Raw genomic sequence first — 25,518 nt, 5'->3', positions numbered from 1 at the left:
GCCCCAGTAGTTGAGCAGAACGGCCCGCCCAAGGGCTGCATTTTGGTGCGACGATGGCCCGTTTGGCCCGCGTATCTGAGGAGAGCATGAATGTCCGATCCCGCGAAATCGCCGGAGGAGATCGAGGATGTCCTGGCATCCATCCGCAGGCTTGTATCCGATCACAGCCCGGCGCCCGATGGCTCCATGCAGCCCATTGCAGCGGAGGAAGAGGCTGCCGCTGCGCCGCCCATCGCGCCGGACAGTCCGGTGGATAACCGCCTTGTCCTGACCCCGTCCTTCCGCGTCAGCGATCCGGAAGATCCGTGGTCGCCGGTGGCCGAAGCCGCCGAAACGGATGAGGCGGACGCGGATCGTTCAGACTCGGACGAAGACACGGGCGAGGTGCCGGAAAGCCTGATTTCTCAATTGGTCGGGGCAGGGGCCACGGAAGACGCGGGCTCGGATACCGACATGCCGGACGAGGACGAAAGCGCCGCGTGGCAGCCGGAAGATCGCCTTGCGCAATTCGATGACGTTGGGGCGGATGCCGACACCGACCCGGTGGAAGACCCGGGCGACGATTCCATCACTGACGAAGACCTTGCCGATCTGGTTGTGCTGGACGGCGGCGCGGACGCCTTCGCCGCGGAGGGCGGGGAAGAGGACGCCTTCGAATCCGAGACCGGCGACGACAATTGGCCGAGTGCCGGGGCCCCATCGGCGCTGATGACCCTCGTCGCCCGTCGCGATCCCGACGCCGACGCGGATGCCGACCTGACCGACGCGCCGAAGATGGACGATGACGCGACGGAGGACCATTCGGCCGAGGTTGCGTCCGACGTGCCGGAGACGCCGGAGATGGCGCAGGACGATGCCATGGAGGCGGCGCAGGACGCCCCGGAAGCGGAAGCCGATGCGCCGGAGGATGTGACCGCCGAAGATACGGGCGAGATCTCGGAAAACGCGGCAGAGGCGGAGGACAACCTTGCCCAAGATGATCCGCAGGCGGAGGATCTGGGCGATGACCCGTCCCCCTTCACCTTCCCCGATCCAGAAGAGGGCGTGCTGGACGAGGAGACCCTGCGCGAGATCATCGTCGATGTCGTGCGCGAGGAGCTTCAGGGCGTCCTGGGCCAGCGCATCACGCGCAACGTCCGCAAGATGGTGCGCCGCGAAGTGCGCCTTGCGCTGGCGGCCGAAGACCTCGAATAATCCACGGCCTCGTCCGATCCCGACCCGTACAGGGCACCGTCACCCATAGCACATCCCGTCCCGCCCCTTGACGTTCCGGGGGCGGCGCGGGACGGTTCGCACATGTTCCCGATCCGCGACCACAACCCCTCCGACCGCACGCCTTTCGTGACCTGGGCGCTGATCGTGGCGAATGTCGCGATCTTCCTGGCCTATTTCCCCGCCCTGTCCGGCAACGAGGCGGAGTTGGGTACGTTCTTCCGCGAATGGGGCCTGGTCCCGGGGGAGGTGACGAATGGCGGCTCCCTGCGGCCGCTGGTGACGTCCATGTTCCTCCATGGCGGGTGGATGCACCTGATCGGCAACATGCTGTTTCTCTATATCTTCGGGGACAATATCGAGGATTTGATGGGACATCTGGGCTTTGCGCTGTTCTACCTTGCATCGGGTATCGCGGCGGCGGCGGGGCAGATCCTTGCCGATCCGGGATCGCCCATCCCGATGGTCGGCGCGTCGGGTGCCATCGCCGGCGTGATGGGGGGCTATCTGCTGATCTTTCCCCGGGCGCGGATCGACGTGCTGGTGATCCTTGTCGTCATTATCAAGGTCTTCACCATTCCCGCCTGGCTGATGCTGGGGCTCTGGTTCGGCCTGCAATTGGTCAACGGGCTGTCGATGGACCTTGTGGGGGGCGGGGTCGCATACTGGGCCCATGCGGGCGGGTTCCTTGCGGGCGTAATCCTTGCCTTGCCGATCTGGCTGCGGCGAGGCGGGACGCAATATTGGGCGGTCCATGGCGGCAAACCGCCCCATGAGGAAGTGGAATACCGGGTGGAGCGGCGCGACCGCTCCCCCATTCCGCGGGTCCGGCGGGTGCGCAGCCCGCGCGGGGCGGACAGGCCCCTGGCCGACATCGCCCGTGTGCCGCGCGCGGGGCAACGGCGCGGGCCACGGGGGCCGTGGTCGGGCGGACGGTAACGGTGATCGTGCCGCGCGCGCTCAGACGCGTTCGGAATACTCTATCGCCCCGGAGGGGCGTTCGCGCGTCAAGCGCGTTCCGAGTACTCCATCGTCTCGGTGTTCACGACGATATCCTCGTCCTGGCCCACGAAGGGCGGCACCATGACCTTCACGCCATTGTCGAGGATCGCGGGCTTGAAGGAATTGGCCGCTGTCTGGCCTTTCACCACCGGCTCCGTCTCCACCACCTTGCAGGTGACTTTCTGAGGCAGCGTCGCGTTCAGCGCCTCTTCCTCGTAAAACTCCACCACGATGGTCATGCCGTCTTGCAGAAACGGCCGACGCTCACCCAGAAGTTCCGCCGGCAATTCGATCTGCTCATAGGTCTCCGCATCCATGAACGTGAGCATTCCGTCGCTTTCGTAAAGGAATTGCTGGTCCTTCTGCTCCAGCCGCACACGCTCCACCTTGTCGGCGGACCGGAACCGTTCGTTCAGCTTGGAGCCGTTGCGCAGGTTGCGCAGCTCGACCTGTGCGAACGCGCCCCCCTTGCCGGGTTTGACGTGGTCAACCTTCACGGCGGCCCACAGACCGCCATTGTGCTCCAGCACATTGCCCGGCCGGATCTCGTTCCCGTTAATTTTTGGCATGTGGCAAAACCTTGGCAAAACCTTGAGAATTCGTTGACGCGACCTATATCTGGGCGTTGGAGGGGTGTCCATACACCGGAAAAAGTGCGGAAAATCGCCGAGCATTGCATCTGGCGAATACCACATATGCAAAATTCGCATCGCTGTTGCGCACAGAATCCGGGCATAAGGGCTCCTACGCCAAAAAACGCAAGAGCAAAAAAAGGACGACCGCATGCGGGATTTCGTTGACGGCACAGCCTTCAACTTCGAACAGGGAACACGGGCGCGGAAGCTTTTCGCGGCAGTGGTCCTGGCGGCGTTGGACGATGCAATCGCCGATGACAAGAAATATGGAAACGGGCCAGAGCAGATTGCCCGGTGGGCGCGTTCGCGCGATGGACGCGAAGTGCTGTCCTGCGCCGGCATCGACCCGAACGAACGGGTTGTGAACGGCCTGATGGCGTTCGTGGCCAACGGTGTGCGCACCTCCGTCGCGCTCAGCCGCGAGGAAAGCGAACGCCGCAGTCAGGCCGAAGCCGCCTGATCGCACCGAACGACAAGCTGCCAGCTTCGAAAACGCGCCCCTCTGCAGGGCGCGTTTTTCGTTTTGGGGGGACCGCTTTACAACCGCCCCGTTGTCGGCCTTCATCGGCACAAATGATGGGGAGGATTGGATGGCAAACGCGGATATCGGGCTGATCGGGCTTGGGACCATGGGCTCGGCCCTGGCGCTCAACATCGCGGAGAAGGGATTTACCGTCGCCGTCTTCAACCGCACCACTGCCAAGACCCACGCCTTCGTGGAGGAGGCGGGCGACCTGGCCGCGCGCGTGGTCCCCTGCGAGACGCTGGAGGCGCTGACCGAGGCCTTGAAAGGCCCCCGCGCGATCATCTTGATGGTCCCCGCAGGCGACGCCGTGGATGAGCAGATCCGGGCGCTCGACCCGCATCTGGACGCCGAGGATCTGATCATCGACGCGGGCAACGCCAATTTCCGCGATACGATGCGCCGGATGAAGGCGCTGGACCGCCCGTTCCTGGGCGTCGGTGTCTCGGGCGGGGAGGAAGGCGCGCGCCACGGCCCCGCGATCATGGCGGGGGGGGAGGCAGCCCATTGGGACCGCGTCGCGCCGATCCTCACTGCCATCGCCGCCAAGTACGAAGGCACCCCCTGCGCCGCCCGTCTGGGGGAGAACGGTGCGGGGCATTTCGTCAAGGCCGTCCATAACGGCATCGAATACGCCGACATGCAGTTGATCGCGGAGACCTATGGTCTGATGCGGGACGGGATTGGCATGGCCGCGCCCGATATCGCGCCGGTCTTCGCGGGCTGGAACGACGGGCGGCTGGCCTCCTATCTCATCGAGATCTCGGCGAAAGTGGCCGCGGCCCACGATGCGGCCACGGACGGGCCGCTTCTGGACGTGATCGTGGACGCGGCGGGTCAGAAGGGCACCGGACGGTGGACGGCGATCGAGGCGCAGCATCTAGGCACGCCGATCCCGGTGATCGAGGCTGCGGTTGCGGCACGCAACATGTCGGCGCAGCGAGACCTGCGCGCGACGCTGGCCGCGCGCTTCGGCACGGAAGAACGGGTAGATCTGTCGATGGACATGCTGGAGGCGGCCCTGACCTGCGGCAAGGTCCTGTGCTACACCCAAGGCTTCGACATGCTGCGCGCGGCGGCGCAGGCCTTCGACTGGTCATTGATGCGCGAAGATGTGGCGCGGAACTGGCGCGCGGGCTGCATCATCCGCTCCGCCATGCTTGATGACATGGCCGAGGCGTTCGAGGTTGCCCCCGGCAAAACCCTGATGGAAGCGCCCTATTTCGCGGATTTGCTGGCGCAGACCATCGGCGCGTTGCGGCACGTCGTTGTGACGGCCAGTGGCGCGGGGCTGCCGGTGCCTGCGATGGCTGCTGCCTTGGGCTATTTCGACACGATGCGCCGGGCGCGGGGGACGGCCAACATGATCCAGGGCCAGCGTGACTATTTCGGCCTGCACGGCTTCGTGCGGCTGGACAACGGAAAGACGGACCAGCACGGGCCCTGGGCGGACGACTGAGCCGGGCCTGTCCTAGCCTTGCCGCAGGCTGATCCCGCTATCGGCGTCGAACAGATGCGCGTCGGTCCCCGACAGGCCAAGCCGGATCATGTCGCCCGCCTTGGGGGGATTGCGGCCCGATGCGGTTGCGGTGATCTCCTGCCCGCCCACATCCACGTAAACCAGTGTCTCCGCGCCAAGCGGTTCGGCCACGGTGATGCGCCCTTCCAGCGCGCCGCCCGGGTCTTCGGTCAGATCCTCGGGCCGGATGCCAAGCTGGATCTTCCGCCCGTCCGCCAAGGTGACGCCCGGCACGGCAACCTCCGCCCCGTTCCACAGGCGGATCGTGTCGCCCGAAGCCTCCGCCGCCAGAAGGTTCATGGCGGGCGCGCCGATGAATTGCGCAACGAACGTGTTGGCGGGGCTGTGATAGACCTCTGCCGGTGTGCCGACCTGCTGGATATGGCCGTCGCGCATGATGACGATCCGGTCGGCGAGCGTCATCGCCTCCACCTGATCGTGGGTGACGAAGATCATCATCTTGCCCACGCGGCTGTGCAGTTTCTTGATCTCCAGCCGCATCTGGGTGCGCAATTGCGCATCAAGGTTCGACAACGGCTCATCGAACAGGAACACCGCCGGGTCGCGCACCATGGCCCGCCCGATGGCCACCCGCTGCCGTTGCCCGCCTGACAGCTGCGCGGGCTTACGCTCCAACAGCTCCGTCATGCCAAGGATGCCGGCAACCTCGTCGATGCGGGCGTTCTTTTCCGCCTTGGTGGCCTTCGCGGTCTTCAGGCCGAAGCCGATGTTCCGGCGCACCGACATGTGGGGGTAGATCGCGTAATTCTGGAACACCATCGCGATGTTGCGCTCCTTGGGCTCCAGATTGTTGACGACGCGCCCACCGATTTCCACGGCGCCGTCCGTCACTTCCTCCAGCCCCGCGATCATGCGCAGCGTGGTGGATTTGCCGCAGCCCGACGGACCCACGAGCACCACGAATTCCCCCTCCGCCACGTCGAGGTTGATGGAATGCAGCACCTCCACATCGCCGTAGCGTTTGACGAGGTCGCGCAGGATCAGGTTGCTCATCTTTGCCCTTTCAGGTCGTCGAATGCGTCGGTCAGGCGGGTTGCGGCCTGCGCCCGACGGGTCAGGCGGGTGGTCTGTTCTGCCTTGAGGGCGTCAAGCGCCACGGCGTAGTCCGCGAAGGCCGCGTCCAGCGCTGCGGGGGCTGGCCCTCCGATCCGGTCTCGGCGGTTGACGAAGGTGCGGGCATCCACGGCGGTGGCGAAGTTGTCTTCCGTCAAGGCCGGGGGTCGGTCCATCGCGGCGGTGAACGCATCGGCAAAGGCCGGATATCCCGCGCGCAGTGGCTGGTCGGATGCGATCACGGCGCGGGCGGTGGTGGCGGCAACATCATGGGCTTGGCGGAAGCTCAAACCCTCCTCCCGCACAAGGGTGTCGGCCAGTTCGGTTATGGTGATGCAGGCGGCGTCGGACGTGGCCGCCACCCGCTCGGCGTTGATCGAACAGGCGGGCAGGAAGGCTGTCAAAAGGTCGAGAACTCGGCCCGCATGGTCGAACGCGCCATAGCCTGCCTGCTGCACCTCCCCCTCGCTGTCATTCATGTCGGTGAAGGGCGTGTTGTGCATCGTGTTGACCATCGTATCGCAGCGTCCCGCCGCCACGGAGGCCAGGTGCCGCAGATGTTCAATCGGCACCGGATTGCGCTTCTGCGGCATGATGGAGGAGATCTGGACAAGGCTGCGCGGGACATAGAGCTGCCCGACCTCGAAGGCCGACCAGAACGCCATGTCCTGCACCACGCGGCCCAGATGGAGCATCGGAAGTTTCAGCGCGGAATAAAGCCCGGTGACGTAATCCACCGACGCGATGCAGCCATAGGCATTCACGCGGGGCCCGGTGAATCCCAGCAATTCGGCCATGCGGGCGCGGTCGATGGGAAAGCCGCTCGTGGTGATCGCGGCCGCCCCCATCGGGCAGAGGTCAAGCGGCGCGATGGCCGCGTCGAAGCGTCTGGCATCGGCCAGCAGAACCTCGATCACGGCGGCCAGGTAATGGCCGAAGGTCGACGGCTGCGCCGGTTGGCCATGGGTATAGGCCACGATCAGCGTATCCCGTTCTGCGCGGGCCTTGTCGAGCAGCGCTTGGGCGAGGCTCAGCATCTGCGCCTGCGCACGCTCCGCCCGGTCGCGCAACGCCATCTTGAACATGGTGTGATCCATGTCGTTGCGGCTGCGCGCGGTGTGCAATGCGCCCCCCAGATCGCCGAGGCGGTTCTTCAGTTCTGCTTCAACCAAGAAGAACCAGTCTTCATGCTCGCCGGTATAGCTGAGCGCGTCGCGGTCGGTCTCCGCCGCGATGACGTCAAGCGCGTCTGCAATGGCCTTGCCGTCACCGGGCGACAGGATGGCCGTTTCCACCAGCATCACCAGATGCGCGCGGTTGATGGCATCCATGTGATCGGCGAAATGGGTTTTGACGCCCTCGAACAACGGGGCAAGCACCGTGTCGCGATAGGTGGGGTCGGGGAAAGTGGAGGTATCGGTCATGCGGCGTTGCCATCGGGATAGGTCGTGACCTCGAACCGGTGCCCTTCGGGCGACACGAAATAGATGGACGTCGCAAGCCCCATATGGTCCGTCGTGCCCTTCTCCGCGACCAAGGCCCCGAACCGGTCCCGCAACCCCAGGCGGATTGCGCGGTCGTGAAAGGCGTCGAAGGCCGCCGCATCGACGCGGAAGGCGATCGTGTGGTCCTGGGCTGCCTCGGCGTCCCAATCGCCCTCAAACAGGGCAAGGGCGGGGCCGTCGGGATTGCGGAGGAACCTTGGCCCGCCATCGGCGTCCCAGACGGCGAATTGCGGATCGGGTGCAAGTCCGAAGACCTGCCCCAGCCATTCCGTCATCGCGTCGCGGTCGCGGCAGGGCAGGTGGACATGGTCCAGCTTCATCCCTTCAAACCCGCCATGACCACGCCCCGGATGATGAAGCGCTGGAAGATCAGGAAGAAGATCAGGGTGGGCAGGGTGGAAATTGCCGCGCCGGTCATGATCAGCTCCCACGCCACATCGGCCTCGTCCCCGAAGGACGACAGGCCCACCGGCAGCGTGTAAAGCGAGGTGTCCGTGGTCACGATCAGCGGCCACAGGAAGGCGGTCCAGTTGCCGAGGAAGATGAAGATCGCCAGGGCGGCCAGCGCCGGTTTCACCATCGGCAGGGCCACCTGCCAGAAGATCTGGAATTCGTTCAACCCGTCGATCCGCGCCGCCTCCAGGAAATCGTCGGGCACCGTCTCGAAGAATTGCTTCATCAGGAACACGCCGAACGCGGTCATCAGGCCCGGGAACATGATCCCCCAATAGGTATCGAGCCAGCCGAAACTCTGGCTCATCATGTACCACGGGATCACCAGCATCTCCGTCGGGATCATCAGCGTCGACAGGATCGCGATGAAGACGATGTAGCGGCCCCGGAACTTGAACTTGCACAAGGTGTAGCCCACGAGGCTGTCGAAAAAGAGCGCAGAGATCGTGGTGATGCCCGCGATGATGACCGAATTGAGGAACCAGCTGAAGAAACGCCCGTCCTCCAGCACGTAGGTGTAATTCTCCAGCGTCGGTTCCTCGGGGATCAGCCCGATATTGTAGACCTCCCACGGCCATTTCATGGAGGTGGAGATCATGTAGGCCAGCGGCATCACCATCAGGACACCGCCCGCGAACAGCAAGATCCAGCGGATGAATTGCGCCATGTTGCGCTTCTTGGGTGGGGCCTTCGCCGTCAACAGCGCCTCGGAGGAGGCGCGCACGGCCAGATCGTCGGTGGCGGCCATCTCAGCGATCCCTCAACAGGCGCAGCTGGATCAGGCTGACGATCAGAAGGATGACGAACAGCACGACCGTCTGCGCCGCGGCATAGCCCATGTCGAAGCTGTCAAACGCGGTCTGGTAGATCATCAGCACCAGCGGCTTGGTGGCGTTGAGCGGCCCGCCGGGATTGTTCGTCGTCATGTTGAAGACGTGGTCGAAGATGCGCAGGAACCCGATGGAGCTGAGCACGACGATGAACACGATCGTGGGACGCAGAAGCGGCAGCGTGATCTCCCACAGCACGGTCCAGGTGGACACGCCGTCGATCTTCGCGGCCTCGTAAAAGGTGCGCGGGATGGCCCGCAAGCCGGCCATGAAGATGATGATCTGGAAGCCGAGACCCGCCCAGATCGCGGGCGCAAGCACCGAGGGCAGGGCGTTGGTGGTGCTGTCCAGGAAATCGATCTGCGCAATCCCGATGGAGGCGAGCGCGTTGTTGAAAAGGCCAATCGGCACGTCCTGGTAGAACCAGCGCCAGACCCACGCCATCGCCACGGCGGAGGTCATGAACGGCACGAAGTAAAGCGCCCGGATCGTGCCATGCATGAAGCGCACCTGGTCCAGGTGGTAGGCGATGATGAACGAGATCACGAGGCTGATGGGCGTGCCCAGCAGCAGATAAAGGAACGTGTTGCGGAAGACCTGCCAGAAGACCGGATCGCTCAGCAGAACCCGGTAATTCTCCAACCCCGCCCAGGTGCGATCGCCCAATAGGTTCCATTCCTGCAAGGACAGAACCATCGCGTTGCCGGTGGGGTAGAAGCGGATCACCACGTAGAACAGGATCGGCACGGCGAGGAACCCCCACGCCCAGAGCGTGCGCTTCTGGGTGATGCTCAGACGGCTATAGGCACCCTGCGGGGCGGCGGGTGTCTGGGCCTTGTCCGGGGATGGGATGCTCGCCATGGCTTGCGCCTTTGCGGGGAAGGTCGGTTCTTTGGGGGGGGGCGGGCCATCGCTGGCCCGCCCCGGTTTCGCGGCGCCCGGGGTCAGTCGCCGTAATATCCGTCAAGGATCGCCTGTTCGGCCTCTGCCGCGGCACTCAGGCTTTCGCCCGGATCCTGACCCTGAAGTTGCACCCGTTCCACCATATCGACAAGCACCTGACGCTGTGCGCTTTCATCGGCGAACAGCGTGGTGTTGGCGTATTCCAGCCCGCGGATGAAGGGGCCGAAGACGGGGTCATTGGCGTTTTCCTCGGTCATGCCGACCTCCTGGCGGGCGGGCAGTTCGCCCACCGTGTCCAGCCAGATCTGCATCGCTTCGGGCGAGGTGATGTATTGCATGAACAGGACCGCCGCGTCGTATTCCGCCCCTTCGGCGGACGACGTGATCGCGTTCACCCAGTAGGAGGAATAGTTCGACCGGGTCCCGTCGGGACCTGCGGGAAGCTCCGTCACGCCCCAATCCAACCCGCGGCTGTCGTTGAGCGCGCCGATGCGGAAGGAGCCGTCGATATGCAAACCCGCGCGCCCGGCGCGGAAGGCGGCTTGCGCTTCGTCCATGAAGCCCACTTGCGTCACGCCCGCCTCTTCCAGGCCCAGGTAGTAATCCAGCGCCGCGCGCCCGGCCTCGGTGTCGTAGTTTACCGTCTGGTAATTGTCGGTGTAAGGCTCCCCGCCCATCTGGCGGATCAGGACTTCGCGGAACCAATGGTGATCCTGCCCCGTCATGCCGGTCGTCAGGCCCACTTGCGTGATATTGCCCGCCCCGTCGCGTTCCGTCATCGCCTCGGCATGGCTCATCAGTTCGTCCAGTGTTTCGGGCGGGCCGTCCAGACCGGCGGCCTCAAGCAGGCGGTTGTTGTAGAACAGTGCAAGCGAACGCACGGCAGTTGGCAGGGCGAAATACTGGCCGTCGCGCTCCATCGCGCTGACCATGGGGAAGAATTCCGCCTCGATCATCTCGTTGGGGAACGCCTCCGCCGGCAGGGGCTGGATTAGCTCCGCGTCGATGTAATCGTTCAGCCACCCGTAGAACAGCTGCACGATATCCGGCCCCTCGCCCGCAGGCACGGCCACGGCGGTCCGGGTGCGATAATCGGCATAGGGGAAATGGGTCATCTCCACGTTGATATTGGGATTGGCAGCTTCGAAATTCTCGATCAGCTGCTCCATCGCGTTGACGCGCGCCTCGAAGAAATACTGCCAGTATTCGATGGTCACTTCCTGGGCCTGCGCGGCACCCGCCGACAGGGCGGCGGCCGATGTGGCAAGGGCAAAAAGCGTCGTTCGAAAGGTTCGTGTCATGGAGGATCTCCCTGGTACGGTGCAAATGCGTGGCGGTTCGCGGCCCGGTTGAAGCAGTGTTTGTGGGCTCTGCACCCGACGCTAGCGGAGCATCGTTGAACCATCAAGTGACTTGAGTTAATCGGGGATATGGCCGCGCACAGCATCTCCACGCCCGGATCCAACGCGGAACGCTCGCGGCTCTATAATCGTGGGCTGGTGTTGCGCCACCTGCGCCGCGCCGGCAGTGCGGGCCGGGCCGAGATCGCGCGCGCCGTGGGGCTGAGCATCCAGGCGGTCAGCAACATCATCTCCGACCTTCTGTCCGACGGCTGGGTGCAGGAAACGGGCCGCCGCACCGGGCAACGCGGCCAGCCGCCGGTGACCTACGCCATCCGCCACGCCGCCGGGGCCGCGCTGGGGATCGAGATCCGGACCGACGCGCTTCTGGCCGCGTGGATCGATCTGGGCGGGGAGGTTCTGCACACCGAACGGTTCCAGCTCAGGGCCTCCTCGCCGGACTGCGTGCTGCCCCTTCTGCGCGCGCTGCCGGGTCGGGGGGACGGGGCGGGCATCGCCGCGGATCACGTCATCGGTGCGGGCGTCGTCATGCCGGGGCCGTTTGGCATCACCGGCGTGTCGGGGCAGGCGACGGAATTGCCGGGCTGGGGCCAGATCGCCGCGGACCGGGAAATCGCCCGCGCGCTCGATCTGCCGGTGACGGTCGAAAACGACGCCAACGCGGCGGCAATGGCCGAGATGGTGCTGGGCGCGGCGCGGGATCTGGAGACCTTCGCCTGCCTCTATTTCGGGGCTGGGCTTGGCCTGGGGCTGGTAAGCGGCGGGTCCGTCAATGGCGGGGCCTTCGGGAATGCGGGCGAAATCGGCCATATCCCGGTTCACACCGCCGACGGTCCGCAACCGCTCGAACAGGTAGCCAGCCGGATGGCGCTTGTCGCGGCGCTGTCGCGCGACGGCATCCATGTCGAGACGGTCGAGGACCTGGCCGCGATACAGGCCACGCGCCCTCCGGCCTATCTGCGTTGGCTGAACGCGGCGGGTGACGCGCTTGGCACCGCGATCCAGATCCTCGAAAACCTGACCGACCCGCAAGCGATCCTGATTACCGGCGCCATGCCCGAGGCGATCCTGCAAGACCTCGTGCAGGCCATCACCTTGCCCGCGCATTCCGTCGCCAACCGCCCCGACCGGACCCATCCCCGCCTGATTGCGGGCAATGCCGGGCGCATGGCCGCCACGTTGGGGGCGGCGGCCCATGTGGTGAATACGGCCCTCTCCCCCCGCCTTGTCGCCACGCATTGAAAAAGGGCTGCCCATGGCCACCGAGATCCAGACCCGCATCCTGTCCGAAGCCCACGACCCCCTGATCGCCCGCGTCTGGCGCGCCATGGCGGGGCTGCGTTCCTGCGTGACCTTCATGAACTCCGGCGCCCATCCCGATGATGAGACGACGGCAATGCTGGCCGCCCTGTGGCTGCGCGACGGCGTGAACCTGTCCTATGCCTGCTCCACCCGCGGTGAAGGCGGGCAAAACGACATCGGGACGGAGACCGGCGCGGATCTCGGCGCGCTCCGCACGGCAGAGATGGAGCGGGCGGCGGATGTGCTGGACATGCGGCTTTACTGGCACGGGCAATCGGCCGACGACACGATCCGCGATTTCCGCTTCTCCAAGTCGCGGGAAGAAACGATCGGCATCTGGGGGCGGGAGCGCCTGATGGACCGGTTCGTGCAGATCGTGCGCGCGGATCGCCCCGATATCCTGTGTCCAACCTTCCTCGATATTCCGGGCCAGCACGGGCACCACCGCGCGATGACCCAGGCCGCCCATGACGTGATCGAGGCTGCCGCCGATCCCACCTATCCAGGCTGCGATTTGCCGGTCTGGCAGGTCTCCAAGCTCTACTTGCCCGCGTTTTCCGGGGCGGGTGGCTCTTACGATGATGAGGTGCCGCCACCGCCCGCCACGCTGATTGTGGAGGCCAAGGGCGGCGATCCGATGCTCGGCATGCGGTATGAGGTGATCGGCCAATGGTCCCGGCAATTCCACCGCACCCAAGGCATGGGTCACTGGATCGCCCCAGGTGAGGAGAGGGACTGGCCGTTGCACCTGGCGTGGTCGCGTGTGGGTGCGGATGCAGGCCGTGTCACCGACAATCTGCCGCTCACCCTGGCTGATCTGGGAATGGAGGAGGCGCAATCCGCCGTCGACGCGACGCTTGCGGCCTTCCCCGATATGGAAGCCATGGCAGGGTTGGCGGCCAAGGCCCTTACGCTTCTGGACGACGCATCCGTCGCGGCGGAGCATCGCCACCGTGTCACCCGCAAGGCCGCGCAACTCTCCCGTCTTATCCGCCTGACGTCTGGTGTCGCCATCCGCGCCCATGCCGCGCGCAAGGCACTTCGACCGGGCGAGGGGACGCCCGTCACGGTGGAGATGTCCCATCCGAATGAAGTGGACGTGGACGTCGCCCTCGACCCCGGCGCGGGCCTGCAGGCCTCGGCAGGCCGGATCGAGGCCGCGCCCGACGCCGCGCCCCGCGATCCCTATCCCGACAGCTTCGATCCCCTGATCCCGCCCGCACCTGCGCTGGATGTGACCGTCACTTTGGAGGGTGTGACAAGCCGGTCCCGCGTGGCGATGGACCACCCCCTGCATGTCTACCCGGCCCGGCAGGCGCGGCTTTCCACCGCGAAGGCGTTTCTCAACCTCAACGAACCGGCGCGAGGCCTGACCCTGTCAGCCTCAGGGCCGGAGGGCGCAGAGCTGTCTTTCGATCTGCCCAACGGTTGGTCGCAGGACTGGAGCGGCGGCGAAGTGACATTGCATTTGCCCGAGGATGCGGGGGAGGGGCTTCACGTCTTGCCCCTGCTGGTCAACGGCGCGCCCGCAACGGCCACACGCATCATCGACCACGACCACATCCGCCCGGTGATGAACCACTGGCCCGCGACCCTGACCCTGCGCCTTGCTCGGCTGGAGGTGCCCGAGGCGCGCATCGCCTATATCGGCGCGGGCAATGATAGCGTGGCGGAGTGGCTGCGCGCCGCCGGGCTCGACGTGACAGACTTGGACGATGCGGCGCTGTCGGGCGCCGACCCGTTTGCGGGTTACGACACGGTGCTGGTCGGCGTGTTCGCCTATCGCTTCCGCCCGGCTCTGAAGCCGATGGTGGCGCGGCTGAACGCGTGGGTCGCGGCGGGCGGCACGCTTGTCACGCTCTATCACCGCCCCCGCGACGATTGGGACCCTGAGGCCACACCGCCGTCCCGGATCGAGATCGGCCAGCCATCCCTGCGATGGCGCATCACCGATGCCGACGCGGAGGTGACGATGCTCGCCCCCGACCACCCGGTCTTCGCCACACCCAACTCGATCACGGCGTCCGACTGGGACGGCTGGCAAAAGGAACGGGGCCTCTATTTCGCGAAAGACTGGTCCCCGGACTACACCGCACTGCTGCGCATGGCCGATCCCGATGAGCAGCCGCTGGATGGCGGGCTCCTGGTGGGTCGGATCGGGCGCGGAACCCATGCCCACGTCGCACTGAACCTGCACCATCAATTGCCGCAACTGGTGCCCGGAGCGTATCGCTTGATGGCCAATATCGTGGGCCTGAAAGCGAAGGATTGAGGGGGCGGTCGACCGGTCTGGCAGGACGGAAACTGCGTCGGCGGTGGATAGATTGCAGCCAAGGGCTCTCGCGGTTCCTTCGAAACCGCTGTAACCTGCGGATGGTGTAGCGGAGCCTAGAACCGGCAATTCGGCCTCAAGTAGCCCGAAGGGCGGTAGGCCAAATAAGAAATGGTGCACCCCAGGGGAGTAACCTAGAACTTTCTGATCTCGATAATTGCCTCTCTGAAATAGCAAACTGGGCGGAGATGATTGAGGCCGATGACGAGGCTGTGGAGCATCTTCGGAAGCTGCCACCAACCTCGCCCCATCTGCGAGGACCTCGACCATGATGGATCCTGCTCAGCATAAATCACCAGCAAAGCGTAAACCGCCCTTCTCCATGCGATTGTCCGATGCTGAACGCACAGCTCTCGAAGCAAAGGCTGGCTCCATGCCCTTGTCCTCGTATGTGAAGTCTGTGGTGCTTTCTGATGAATCACCCACTTATCGCAAACGTCGCCCTGCACCTGAAGCCGACCAAAAGCTACTCGCAGAGATCCTCGCACGGTTGGGTGCATCCCGCTCCGCCAACAATCTCAACCAAATCGCTAAGCATCTGAACCAAGGCACGTTGGTAATCGATGAAGAGTTGGCAAAAGATCTTCAACAAGCCGTCGTTGATGTCGCGTGGATGCGAACAACGCTGATGCAAGCGCTTGGGGTGAAGTTATGATCCTAGTTGCATCTCAACGATCGGGCGCTGCTGCCTTGGCTGATCATTTGATGAATGATCGAGACAACGATCATATCGAAGTTATTGAGCAATCCGGCTTCATGGCTGAGGATCTGCATGGTGCTTTGCAAGAAGCCTACGCTGTCTCCAGAGCAACGAAGTGCACGCAGTTTCTGTTTTCTTGCAGCCTCAATCCACCTGAGGGCGTGGTGGTCACCGATGATGGCTTTCGAGACGCAGCGGAACGTGTCGCTGAGAAACTCGGCCTGGAAGAACAACCCTACTCGCTGATCATTCATGAGAAAAACGGACGGCGTCATGCGCATCTGGTTGTCTCACGGATTGATGCTGACACCATGAAGGCCATCAACCTTCCGCATTTCAAAACCAAACTGCGTGATCTGTCCAAAGAGATATTCCTAGACCATGGATGGGAATTGCCGGAGGGTTTACAAACCTACGATCGAAAGAACCCTCTGAACTTCACACTGGCTGAGTGGCAGCAAGCACAACGCACAGGCATTGATCCTAGGGAGATGAAACAGCTCTTTCGCGCAGCCTGGGAACAATCGGATGACTTAGCATCGTATCAAGCGGCCCTTGAGGACAAAGGCTTGTATCTAGCCAAGGGAGATCGACGTGGGTTTATCGCTATAGACGTCCAGGGAAACACCTACTCAGTGGCCCGATGGACTGGGCAAAAATCGAAAGATGTCAAAGCCCGCCTGGGGGAGGCATCAAAACTACAAAGCGCAGATGATGTTCGGAAAACTGTTCGATCTAAGGTCAATGCCCAAGTTCTCAGCTACATCAAGCAAGTGAAAGATAAGCATACCGAGCAGCTGCGACCGTATCTGGATGAACGAACTGCCATGGTCACTGCGCAGCGCAGAGAGCGGGCAATCCTCAAGTCGAAACAGGAACAGCGTTGGAAAGACGAGACACATGTTCGCATGGGACGGCTCAACAAGGGACTTCGAGGTCTCTTTGATCGCCTAACCGGGTCACATCGTCAGACAATCAAACGCAACGAAGCAGAAGCATTGTCATGTACTCAGCGTGATAAAGAGCAACGAGTTACGCTGATTGAGGCTCAGATATTGGAACGAATGGAACTCCAAGACCGGGTCAAGCAGGAGAAGGTCAGACAAGGCGCTGAGCGCAAACACATGGCAAAAACCGTCAACGAATTTCTACAACGGGCCGCTGCAACCCAACACCAGCGACGCGATGAAGAACGGCGACGATATCGTGGTCCAGCGTTCGATAGATAGGGCGGGAAGCCGACCTTCGCTGCAACCGTGAGCATCGCACAAGTTTCCGAAAAAGCGGACGTTCAATACGTCAACGCGAGCGGTAAATGCTGCAACCGGTTGATCGCATAAAGTGATGCGTAGGATGTTCAGCAATGGCCGTAGTGTTCTCTGTCATTTGAGCTACTAAGAGGAGGGGGTGAATGACAATCTGTGTGTGAAGCCTTTCCCGCGAACTTGATCAAAAATTTCAATACCAGGGTGCACCTTTGGCTGCCAAACCCTGCCAAATTCGATTGCACAGGAAACAGGTACAGCGGGAAATATGGATAGTGTGACATCCATCCCGTGCGCGTTCTTGATCTCATCAAGCGTCGCTCGGACGATGGATCTGTATCGGCTTAGATCGCTTTTACGGCGGATCACGCCATGAGCTTGTGGATCACTTGAAATATTCCAAATCGATACTTCGTCACCAAGTACCTCTGTAACGCGATCATCTGTTATTTTCGATGTAACCGAAAGCTTTAGCGCCACATTCTTCGAGCCCTCTCGACCTTTAGTGCGCGAGAAACTCACTTCGGGCCCGTCTTCAGGCCATTTCCATTGAGCAGGTTCACGATGGCGTTCGTACACATCAACATCCGAAATGTCGGAGACAAGACGACCAAGTTCCATCAGGAGCGGGATCGGGGCTAAGCCAAAAATCGAAAGATGGCGGATGTCACCGCTCTCAAACCTACCCCGTACATTCTGTGAGACGCCGTGCCTTAGTGTTTCAGGTTGCACGTTCCAGTAAGACTCTTCGCTGTCCTGGAAGTGCATGCCGCGCACCTTAATCTCAATTGATCTCTTTTCCGCAGGCGTCCGATCCGGCATGATCGCAGAAACGCAGTCGTCAAATGGTACAGCCGTTTCGTTGGGACCAATCGGAGCGGAGAACTGTAGAATATGGGAGCGGCTGTCTGGACCCGAAGACAAGGCCAGATCGACCCACTCCTCATGCTCCTTTTTCCACTGCAGCAACAGCTCTTCTGGGAAGTCCTGCCAGGTCCTTTTGCCGTCGATTATGCGATGATGGACATCGCACATGAGCATAATGTTTGATGCATCATCCGATAACTGGTGCGACCGCGTGGGGTGCCCCCTCGGGCCTTTCGGCGAAGAAGCGACGACATGGGCCAGATAAGCAGCATTGATTTCCGCTTTTCCAGCAATCAGGTCATGGTCGAGGGTTTTTTCGCAGTTTTTGAATTGGCATCGACCAGCGGCACGCCCCCAAACCAGCAGCTTTGTAACTTCGCTCAGTTGCTTCCCTCTGTTCGACATTAGCTGTGCCTCCCATTTTTGTCGGTCAAATCCATCCCAGGAAGCACCGGTGTCAGGCGAGCGTGATCGATGATCAACTGTCCTTGTTCAGGTGGTAGACCACGTTGGAAAGTTGTGATTGTGGCCTGGAGCACCCCCACACCCAACAGGCGAACAATGAGCAACGTGGCGAACGATGGCCCACTTTCCTCAACCATCGTCGTCATTGCAGCCACGTCGATGTCACTGGGTACAGGCGGGAAAGTCGGATGCGAATGCCATTCACCTAAATAATCCACTCGTCCATTTCTGTCCGCATTCGCAGCTAAAATGCCATCTAGTTGGACGCCATGTGTGGTAGGAAGACTGGCGAAGCGATTGTGCGTTCCAACGTCCAGGTCAACTGTAAAACCGACCAGTTCAAACTTCCCGGGCGCAAGCTGTTCTGCAGCCAACCAACCGCCGATCTCTCGGAGACCACCTGTTTCGAGGCACCCTCGCATCGCATTCCATTGTGCAGGGGGAATTCTCAGACTAAGGGCCATAATTGACCCCCAGCTGGTCCAAGACCTTTTCTGAAGAAAGACCATTGTCGCCAGCCTCCCCGTCGCCCCAACCAGCATTTGAGCTGTAGACAACGGGATGCGTGTCGAACGGATGTTCAAAAATCCATCCTTTCCGAAGGCCGACGAAATAAGCAGGCTCGGGATGGATCCTCATTTCTGGAGGCGAGAGCACATCCAGCGCATGGCGAACCAATCTACTTCCGATCGCTCCCACGTCGCCATCGGAGGCGAATAGTGGTTGTTCTTGGCCCTCCTCATGAAGGCCATAATTGCGCTGTTCTCCTTCCGGCGGCGCTTCGCCTTTGGCATCACACCAAGCCTGTAGTTGAGAAGCGGCAATCATAGGAGCCGGGTCTTCGTTCGGAACGCTGCGTGCAACCAGCCCACCAATTCCGCCAGCGTAGACGCGTGCCCAAACCAGTGGCTTTCTCTTCTGCGTACAGATTGCTGCTGCCATACGAAACACGCTGCTATCAGCCGTTGTGTCGATAACAAGATCACAAGAACTGACGATCTCGCCAAGCTTCGAGATGTTCTGAACAGTTGATTGTGATGTTAGGCTCATACCGAGCGCGGAGACTAGGACATTTGGGTTTATGCGAAGCAGCCTGTGCTGGAGCGACATTGCCTTATGATGTCCAACATCCAGCTCGTCCAATTCATTTCGAACCAAGTTGTCGGTCCAAAGGACATCGTTATCGAGCAACATGAATTGCCCGACACCTTCGCGCGCTAGGCTTGCGGCAACCTTGGAACCGAGAGACCCTGCTCCAATAATACAAACGCTGGATTTTCTGAATGTCAGTCCATGAATCCTACGTTCCTTTGCCTGGGGCGGGGCGAAGGTAAGAAAAAGGTCAATCTTCCTGTCGTTGTCGGCATACCAAACACGGAACAAAACCTCCTGTCTGCCGTTTGAAAGAACGACCAGCGTACTCTCATGTTTGTTGATCCATGCTCGCAACCAATAGGGCAAAAGAAAAAAAAGTTGCTCCTCGGCGTCATGCGCAGTGAGATCGGGAATCTTCTGAATGCCTGGCAAGCGGTAAAGGACCCCTCGAACCCACTTGCCTCCAACCCCTGGGCCATCGGCTGGAACTCGCAATCCCTGGTCATGCCCAATGGAGGCAACGCGTGCAACCTGCGTTTCCATTGTTCCCAACCTGTGCTCTACGGTTAGGCGAAGTTCGGTTGCGCGCCCAGCCAACCGAACCCTTAGTAGGTCTGCGGTCTTTGGTGGCAGCATGAATCGCAATGGATATGCTGCAAGCACCGTCGGTAGATCGGTTGGATGAGCACTCTCAACATCAGATACGGCGTCGTTGGCGGGCGTGGCCTCGATGAGCGCTTTGGCACTTCGAACCACATCTGTACTATTACAATCCGGATGCCAATTGTCGGATCTGTATTGGAGGCAAAGCTCGCCACCCGCTCCATATTGGTGCTGGGAAAGCGTAATGGTGTCATCTGCCGGAACCACAAAAGGTGGCAAATCTGGAAAAAGTACCGGGAAGACCATGCGCAAAGGAACTCGCCTGTCCTTTGTCAACAAAGTAAATGACCAACAGACTAGGCCATTTCTATCTTGGCCAAAACTACCATCCTGGAGCCAATCTGAAAGCCCTTCTAGCGCCGAAAGCTCTTCACACTCTCGAACTAGCCGCTCTTCATTCTGGGCGAGGCTCATCAACCAAAGCCCTTGGGCTCCGTTGGTCTGCGTTCTTCTTCACCAAACACAAGGCCAGGAGCGGAGGCACCGCCCGCGACAGCTGGTGCGGCTGTTGCCGCGCGCGATCCAGCTGACGACGCGACTCTTGATCGGGTTGCTTCCGTCAATGGGTTCCCGAGGCTACGCGCAAGCTCATTCAAGACGATGCCTGCATCAGAGAACTTTTGCACCGCGCCGAAATCTTGCCGAGCTGCTTCCAACCACTTGAAGAAAGCGGTCCGCCGCTCTGGGTACGTTTCCCAGCGATCAGCAAAGTTTTCAGAAGGGTCGGTCGGGTTCTGGATCCAAGATATGCTACCTCGCTGCTCTATAGCGAGATGCATGTCGCGAAGAATCTTCGCTATTGCATCTGATACTCTGTTTTCACCGGAGTACGCGTGGCTGGACAGCGTCGTTAAGATGATGCTTATCACCTTCAAATCCGGATCCCTCTCAGCGAACCATTCGTCTCTATGCCGCTTGAGGATCATAATCGAAGACTGGAGAGGCGTCCGGACCCGAAAAACAGGCACATCCTCCACACTGGCGGTCACTTTGCCTTGCGCATCCAAGAACGCACGACGCCTTTCATTCAGTTGTTCGATTTGTCTCGATTTGAACCAGGAAGCAAAGCCTCGTGGGTTACTACGAGGCCAGTCGTCTGTGATGACGTTGTATGTGGCTGTCTCGTCGGAATCAGTGATGGCAATTGCCCCTTCAGCCAGGGCTTCGTCGGCCATGTATGAAGACAAAAGCAAACGCATATTTGCTTCGTTCGGCACAGCGGGCAGCACGTCCATGTGAAACTGCGCTCCGTCGGCATAGACCAATGTGCAGCATCTGCGGGACTCTCCCACCTCGTTACTGATACCGCGAGCTTTTCGATACGCTTTGAGCTCATTCCTCATAAGCCCACGCAGATCAGCTTGCGTGATCGACATTTTGTTCAAGGACCGGAATGCAACGACGATGTCCAGATCATAGTCCTCGTCTGAAGAGGCGGGTTTAATTGGGGTCCCCAAGGCAAAGGAACCTTGAACATAAACGTCTGGATCGAATTCACGCACCTTGGAGTCGGCGCGGTGTAGGAATCCACCAAGGTCCTTGTAGCGACTTTCGGCCTGATCAAATCGATCTTGTGGTACTGCCAGCTCCTCTGCCAGTTTTTCAATCGCTATGTTGTACCCGTATCCAATGTCAGAATGCCTATTCATCAAAACTCCTTATTCTTTAGTTGTTCAACTTTAAGTGATGATGCCGCGGCACATTTACAATCTCTCAAGGGACTAAATTTCAGCTTACATCATAGCCGCAGCGAATGTCAGCAATGCGGATTGCGATCGCAGCAATCGACCAGCACGCTAAAGGTCTCCTAAGGGCCGCTCGTTACGCATCGCCTGAATACTCCAACGCCTGCACAGCCAACTCCATAGCCTTTGCAGTTGTCGATGCCACATCGCAGAAGTCATCAAAGGCAGTCGCTGGTAAAACAAACCGCCCGTTGCTTTGTACGACGGCCATATTCTCCAGCAGATGGTTCATTCCGGCGCGGCTGATGATCGCGTTCATCACAACATCAATCTCATCAAGATCGAGCAATCCGATATCGGCATCGAGTGCATTTGAGACTGCACGTTCACTTCGACCAACTGAGATTGTTTCACCAGGTGGCACCTTACGTTCGCTGTTCTCTCGTAAAGCCCGAGCGTCATTTCGGAACTCAGCGGCAAGCACCCGCCGCAGGGCTCGACGACGGGTATCGATCTCTCTTTCGTGCGCGGCTGCAGCATGACGCGCATTGGTCCGCAACGTCCAAATCACACCAATGAAACCTAGAGCGCCCACGATCGTCGTTTGATACGGCTCAAGTGCGCCAAGAATTTCTATCAACGTCATGTCTGCTCTTCTGGATTTGGTTTTCGTTACATTTCGATCCTAATCCTGCGGTCAGCCTTAAACCAGACTGAACCCTTCACCCTTACTCACCCCCACTTCACCTCACACAAGCGCCCAGATTTGGTTCACTTGGAATGCACCTTTCCACTTGAACAAATGAGGTGCTTTTTATGAGACATGTTCCAATCTTCATCGGCGCTATGGCTTTGGCCACAGGGCTTACAGGCCTCGGGGTGGGCGACGCCATGGCGCAATCGTTCTACACCGATGGCAGCGACTATGCCCGACGCTATCAACAACAGCTGCTAGCCCAACTCGCCATGATGCGCGTGGGTATGATCATCCTTGCCACGGGCTTCGGCTTTGGCCTGGGATGGTTTCTCTCACCCTATGCCGCGCAATTTAGAGCCACGATTGCGATCCTGGCTGGTATTGCAGCAGTGATCATTGCTGGCACCAATCACGGATGGCTCGGCTGGAGCACAGCCTTTGTCATGGCAGTCGTTGGATTTGTCTGGGGGCTTGGCTTTTGGGCTGGTCAAACGATCAGAGCCATGGCCGAAGTGCCAGAGACTTTCGGCAGTTCCCGGTGGGCTACAGCCGCACACCTGATCGCCAACAAGCTCTTCAATACGGGCGGCATTCTCTTAGGCCTTGCCCATGACGGAGAGAAGCTCTCGCGGATCTTTTACCAGGGTGATCGGCATATCCTGACCGTTGCGCCTACACGGGCCTGGAAGGGCATCAGCCATATTGTTCCGAACCTGCTCACTTATCTGGGCTCAGTTTTGGTCATCGATCCAAAAGGCGAAAACGCCCTGATCACCGCCAAAGCCCGTCAAGATATGGGGCAAACGGTTCACCTGATCGATCCTTGGAACATCGCAGCCCATCAGCTGGAGATGACCCCTGCCCGGTTCAATCCAATCGATTGGATCCAACTGACCGATCCAGATGCCACAGAAAACGCCATGCTGCTGGCTGACGCTTTGGTCGAGCATAACAGCAAGACCGATACGTTCTGGCTCGAAGAAGCCAAGGCGTTGCTTCAAGGCCTGATCTTGCTCGTGGCCTTTGATGAAACGTATAATGGCAAACGCAATCTCGGCACTGTGCGGGATTTGTTGTTGCTCGATGGGGATCAGCTTGAAGAGCTGTTCCGGTATATGGCGAACTCTCCGCATCATTTGGTGCGCAGCACGGGCTCTCGCTGTTTGCAAAAAGAGCCAAAGCTGATGGCCAACGTCATGGCCTCTGCGCAGGCTGAGACGCATATGCTGGATAGTGACCGTATCCGAGAGTCTTTGTCCGCATCAGACTTCGACTTTGCCGATCTGAAGAAGAAAGCGGTGTCGATCTATATGATCCTGCCCGCTGATCGGCTGCAGGCTTTCAACAAACTGCTGCGCCTGCAAGTGCAACAGGCCATCACGGTCAATGCACGCAATATCGAAGATAAGCCCGCAAAGCCTGTTCTCTTCATCCTCGATGAAATGCCCGCTCTGGGGCGTTTGGCGATGGTGGAGCAGGCCTATGGTCTCATGGCAGGGTTTGGCATCCAGCTCTGGGGTATCACCCAGGACCTCTGCCAGCTGCGCCGGGTCTATGGCGAGGATTATGAGAGCTTCATCGCCAACTCCGGGGCTGTGGCGTATTTTGGATCGCCGGACAAAACCTCGACGGAGTATTTTTCTGCGGCGTGTGGGACCACAACCGTGTGGAACTTCTCTTCGGCTGTCTCCAATGCCTTCAACACCAATGCGGGCAGCAGCGGAAGCTCGTCGGGCAAATCCATGACCTATTCGGACAATCGAGCGGCATCACAGCGCAATCTGGCCTATCCAGATGAGCTGCGCCGTCTCCCGCTCGATCGCCAACTTCTTCTCATCGAAAACATGGATCCGATCATGGCGAAGAAGATCCGGTGGTTTGAGGATGAAGAGCTCTCAGCCAAGGGCGTCAACACCCACGACAGCTGACGCAAACCAAGACCCTTCGGTGGCATACGCCGCCGGAGGGCGCACCGCACATCTTCCCACTCCCGTACCGCATGAGGTTTTTCCATGACCCTATACATGGCCCCGCAAAATTCTTGGGCGATTGTTCATCTGACGCTTGGCCCCACCGATACCTTCAAAATGGCGCGCCTGGGCGGCATGCCAATCGATGAACGCCTGATGGTGGATATGTGGCACCGCACGCAGCGTGATCGCGCTTTGAGAGCCGCTCTGCGTGAAGCTGCAGCCTTCGGCGCGCATATCGCCATTGGCGATCTGCGCTTCGAAGACATCTTCGACAATCCCTCGCCCTTCATCACCGATGACAGCTTTTGAGGAGCAGTAACATGTCCAACGATAGAGATGACAGCAAAGATGCCTTCAATAGTATCACCAATCCCGATGGCTCGCCCCTGCGCGACAAAGACAATGACGCCCCTCAGTTCAAGCCGCAGATGCGTTACACGCAGCCTGCCCCAAACCTCGCACCAGGTGGTGCGATGGGGCTTCGGACAGGACTGGGACAATCAAGAGAGCAACAGGATGATCGCCCACCGCTTGATCCAGAGGCGAAGCTCACCTTTACCAGCGCAATCACTGTGGACCCACAGCGCTACTACACCGGTGATATGCCCACGATGCCGGGTTATTCGTTCCTCGCCCGTGTGAATGACACACCCACTCCGTATGGGTTGGATGAGGGTCGGATCGAACAGCTTGTCCTGAAATTCGAGGATGAAACCGTCGCACGGTACAATCATGGCAAATGGATTGGAGAGGACGGGCACGGCCATGAAGAAGCTCTTCATGAATTGCGAGGAGCACTAGAACCGGAACGCGAGCTCCCCCCTCGAGAGAAAGACCTGATACCGGAAGACGATAGAGCCATTCATTCGGATCCCATCCAAGAGGCTGGTATTGCGACGGATCATGGCGAACCAGATAGCCCGTGGATCGATGGACGGGTGACCTCCATGCCTGGGTACACCTTCCAAGCGAAGGTCTTCGATGAACCCTCACCGCACGGCATTGATGGCGGCAAGATCTCGAAGCTCGATATCCGCAAGGATGGAGAGATGGTCGCTCACTATGATCGGGGATGGGATATAGCGCCTCAAGACACAGAGATGCGAGAAGCCCTACAGCGCATTCGCAATGGGCTCGATGATACGCCACAACAGTCCTTCAAAGGGTTTGATAAGGGTCAGGACAAAACCCAAGGCATGGAGCGATAGGAACACGCTCCTAGGGCGGGATAGTGCGTTTTGTGCTATCCTGCTCATATGAGCCAAATCGAATTTATGAGGTTCCTCAGAGAGCAGGAAGAGCAACACCCAGGACAAGACATCCAGACACGCCTTTATCCGAACGGAAACGGCGCTGAGGTCATGGTGCAGCTTCCACAAAGCTCATAGAACTACGTCGATTGGCTCGAAGAGACCCCAGGTGGGGATTTTGCCTCTTGGGTCACACACTGCATCCGA

General features: G+C 60.4%; 23 protein-coding genes. 11 read left to right on the top strand and 12 right to left on the bottom strand.

The window, feature by feature from the left end:
- Positions 1-90 precede the first annotated feature (90 nt).
- Positions 91-1,194, top strand: coding sequence for a hypothetical protein (locus KUW62_RS11690; RefSeq protein ID WP_224815652.1), 1,104 nt, complete (start codon positions 91-93; stop codon positions 1,192-1,194).
- Positions 1,195-1,296: 102 nt separating this feature from the next.
- Entirely contained in the window at positions 1,297-2,151 is an 855-nt protein-coding gene (locus tag KUW62_RS11685) for a rhomboid family intramembrane serine protease (protein ID WP_224815651.1), read from the top strand.
- 68 nt (positions 2,152-2,219) lie between these two features.
- On the opposite strand, the gene efp is transcribed toward KUW62_RS11685, so the two are convergent.
- Positions 2,220-2,783: an elongation factor P gene (gene efp, locus KUW62_RS11680; protein WP_224815650.1), complete on the bottom strand. Its 564-nt coding sequence runs from the start codon at positions 2,781-2,783 to the stop codon at positions 2,220-2,222.
- Between the two features lie 214 nt (positions 2,784-2,997).
- Here efp and KUW62_RS11675 point away from each other — a divergent pair, with 214 nt between their 5' ends.
- Together KUW62_RS11675 and gndA are read left to right on the top strand one after the other, a co-directional pair.
- Positions 2,998-3,309: a DUF6280 family protein gene (locus KUW62_RS11675; protein ID WP_224815649.1), complete on the top strand. Its 312-nt coding sequence runs from the start codon at positions 2,998-3,000 to the stop codon at positions 3,307-3,309.
- Between the two features lie 130 nt (positions 3,310-3,439).
- On the top strand, positions 3,440-4,831 hold the full coding sequence (gene gndA, locus KUW62_RS11670; protein WP_224815648.1) for an NADP-dependent phosphogluconate dehydrogenase: 1,392 nt from the start codon (positions 3,440-3,442) through the stop codon (positions 4,829-4,831).
- Between the two features lie 12 nt (positions 4,832-4,843).
- On the opposite strand, the gene KUW62_RS11665 is transcribed toward gndA, so the two are convergent.
- The 6 genes from KUW62_RS11665 to KUW62_RS11640 form a co-directional block, all read right to left on the bottom strand.
- The gene (locus tag KUW62_RS11665; RefSeq protein WP_224815647.1) at positions 4,844-5,905 is read right to left on the bottom strand and encodes an ABC transporter ATP-binding protein; all 1,062 of its coding nucleotides are present in this window, start codon (positions 5,903-5,905) and stop codon (positions 4,844-4,846) included.
- Positions 5,902-7,389 (bottom strand): argininosuccinate lyase, encoded by a 1,488-nt coding sequence (argH, locus tag KUW62_RS11660; protein ID WP_224815646.1) that lies wholly within the window; start codon positions 7,387-7,389, stop codon positions 5,902-5,904. The genes KUW62_RS11665 and argH overlap by 4 nt, the downstream gene beginning before the upstream one ends.
- Positions 7,386-7,790 (bottom strand): VOC family protein, encoded by a 405-nt coding sequence (locus tag KUW62_RS11655; RefSeq protein ID WP_224815645.1) that lies wholly within the window; start codon positions 7,788-7,790, stop codon positions 7,386-7,388. The genes argH and KUW62_RS11655 overlap by 4 nt, the downstream gene beginning before the upstream one ends.
- Positions 7,787-8,671 (bottom strand): carbohydrate ABC transporter permease, encoded by an 885-nt coding sequence (locus KUW62_RS11650; RefSeq protein ID WP_224815644.1) that lies wholly within the window; start codon positions 8,669-8,671, stop codon positions 7,787-7,789. Before KUW62_RS11650 ends, KUW62_RS11655 begins: the two co-directional genes overlap by 4 nt.
- Before the next feature lies 1 nt (position 8,672).
- Positions 8,673-9,614: a carbohydrate ABC transporter permease gene (locus KUW62_RS11645; protein ID WP_224815643.1), complete on the bottom strand. Its 942-nt coding sequence runs from the start codon at positions 9,612-9,614 to the stop codon at positions 8,673-8,675.
- A gap of 83 nt (positions 9,615-9,697) precedes the next feature.
- Positions 9,698-10,957: an extracellular solute-binding protein gene (locus tag KUW62_RS11640; protein ID WP_224815642.1), complete on the bottom strand. Its 1,260-nt coding sequence runs from the start codon at positions 10,955-10,957 to the stop codon at positions 9,698-9,700.
- Positions 10,958-11,086: 129 nt separating this feature from the next.
- Here KUW62_RS11640 and KUW62_RS11635 point away from each other — a divergent pair, with 129 nt between their 5' ends.
- From KUW62_RS11635 to KUW62_RS11620, 4 genes are all read left to right on the top strand, one after another.
- Positions 11,087-12,259 (top strand): ROK family transcriptional regulator, encoded by a 1,173-nt coding sequence (locus KUW62_RS11635; protein ID WP_224815641.1) that lies wholly within the window; start codon positions 11,087-11,089, stop codon positions 12,257-12,259.
- A gap of 13 nt (positions 12,260-12,272) precedes the next feature.
- Positions 12,273-14,591, top strand: coding sequence for a PIG-L family deacetylase (locus KUW62_RS11630; RefSeq protein ID WP_224815640.1), 2,319 nt, complete (start codon positions 12,273-12,275; stop codon positions 14,589-14,591).
- 328 nt (positions 14,592-14,919) lie between these two features.
- Positions 14,920-15,306 (top strand): plasmid mobilization relaxosome protein MobC, encoded by a 387-nt coding sequence (gene mobC / locus KUW62_RS11625; RefSeq protein ID WP_224815639.1) that lies wholly within the window; start codon positions 14,920-14,922, stop codon positions 15,304-15,306.
- Complete coding sequence (locus KUW62_RS11620; protein ID WP_224815638.1) at positions 15,261-16,580, top strand: relaxase/mobilization nuclease domain-containing protein; 1,320 nt, start codon at positions 15,261-15,263, stop codon at positions 16,578-16,580. Before mobC ends, KUW62_RS11620 begins: the two co-directional genes overlap by 46 nt.
- Before the next feature lie 165 nt (positions 16,581-16,745).
- Here the strand turns inward: KUW62_RS11620 and KUW62_RS11615 are convergent, their stop codons facing one another.
- From KUW62_RS11615 to KUW62_RS11595, 5 genes are all read right to left on the bottom strand, one after another.
- The gene (locus tag KUW62_RS11615) at positions 16,746-17,888 is read right to left on the bottom strand and encodes an SAVED domain-containing protein (RefSeq protein ID WP_224815637.1); all 1,143 of its coding nucleotides are present in this window, start codon (positions 17,886-17,888) and stop codon (positions 16,746-16,748) included.
- Positions 17,888-18,370, bottom strand: a complete 483-nt coding sequence (locus tag KUW62_RS11610) for a Mov34/MPN/PAD-1 family protein (RefSeq protein ID WP_224817102.1) — start codon at positions 18,368-18,370, stop codon at positions 17,888-17,890. Before KUW62_RS11610 ends, KUW62_RS11615 begins: the two co-directional genes overlap by 1 nt.
- A gap of 31 nt (positions 18,371-18,401) precedes the next feature.
- Positions 18,402-20,120 (bottom strand): ThiF family adenylyltransferase, encoded by a 1,719-nt coding sequence (locus KUW62_RS11605; RefSeq protein ID WP_224815636.1) that lies wholly within the window; start codon positions 20,118-20,120, stop codon positions 18,402-18,404.
- Positions 20,120-21,355 (bottom strand): nucleotidyltransferase, encoded by a 1,236-nt coding sequence (locus KUW62_RS11600; RefSeq protein WP_224815635.1) that lies wholly within the window; start codon positions 21,353-21,355, stop codon positions 20,120-20,122. Before KUW62_RS11600 ends, KUW62_RS11605 begins: the two co-directional genes overlap by 1 nt.
- A 172-nt stretch (positions 21,356-21,527) precedes the next feature.
- A complete protein-coding gene (locus KUW62_RS11595) occupies positions 21,528-22,037 on the bottom strand; it encodes a hypothetical protein (RefSeq protein ID WP_224815634.1) in 510 nt (169 codons plus the stop codon).
- Positions 22,038-22,207: 170 nt separating this feature from the next.
- Between KUW62_RS11595 and KUW62_RS11590 the strand changes: the two genes are divergently transcribed.
- The 3 genes from KUW62_RS11590 to KUW62_RS11580 all read left to right on the top strand — a co-directional run bounded on the left by KUW62_RS11590 (position 22,208) and on the right by KUW62_RS11580 (position 25,269).
- On the top strand, positions 22,208-24,016 hold the full coding sequence (locus KUW62_RS11590) for a type IV secretory system conjugative DNA transfer family protein (protein ID WP_224815633.1): 1,809 nt from the start codon (positions 22,208-22,210) through the stop codon (positions 24,014-24,016).
- A gap of 159 nt (positions 24,017-24,175) precedes the next feature.
- Positions 24,176-24,370 carry a hypothetical protein gene (locus tag KUW62_RS11585; RefSeq protein ID WP_224815632.1) on the top strand — a complete coding sequence of 65 codons (195 nt, stop codon included), beginning with the start codon at positions 24,176-24,178 and terminating at the stop codon, positions 24,368-24,370.
- 11 nt (positions 24,371-24,381) lie between these two features.
- Positions 24,382-25,269, top strand: coding sequence for a hypothetical protein (locus KUW62_RS11580; RefSeq protein ID WP_224815631.1), 888 nt, complete (start codon positions 24,382-24,384; stop codon positions 25,267-25,269).
- Positions 25,270-25,518 lie beyond the last annotated feature (249 nt).

Origin of the sequence: Hasllibacter sp. MH4015, from assembly GCF_020177575.1 — a bacterium.
Classification (GTDB): domain Bacteria; phylum Pseudomonadota; class Alphaproteobacteria; order Rhodobacterales; family Rhodobacteraceae; genus Gymnodinialimonas.
This window is presented reverse-complemented; position numbering and strand designations above follow the sequence as displayed.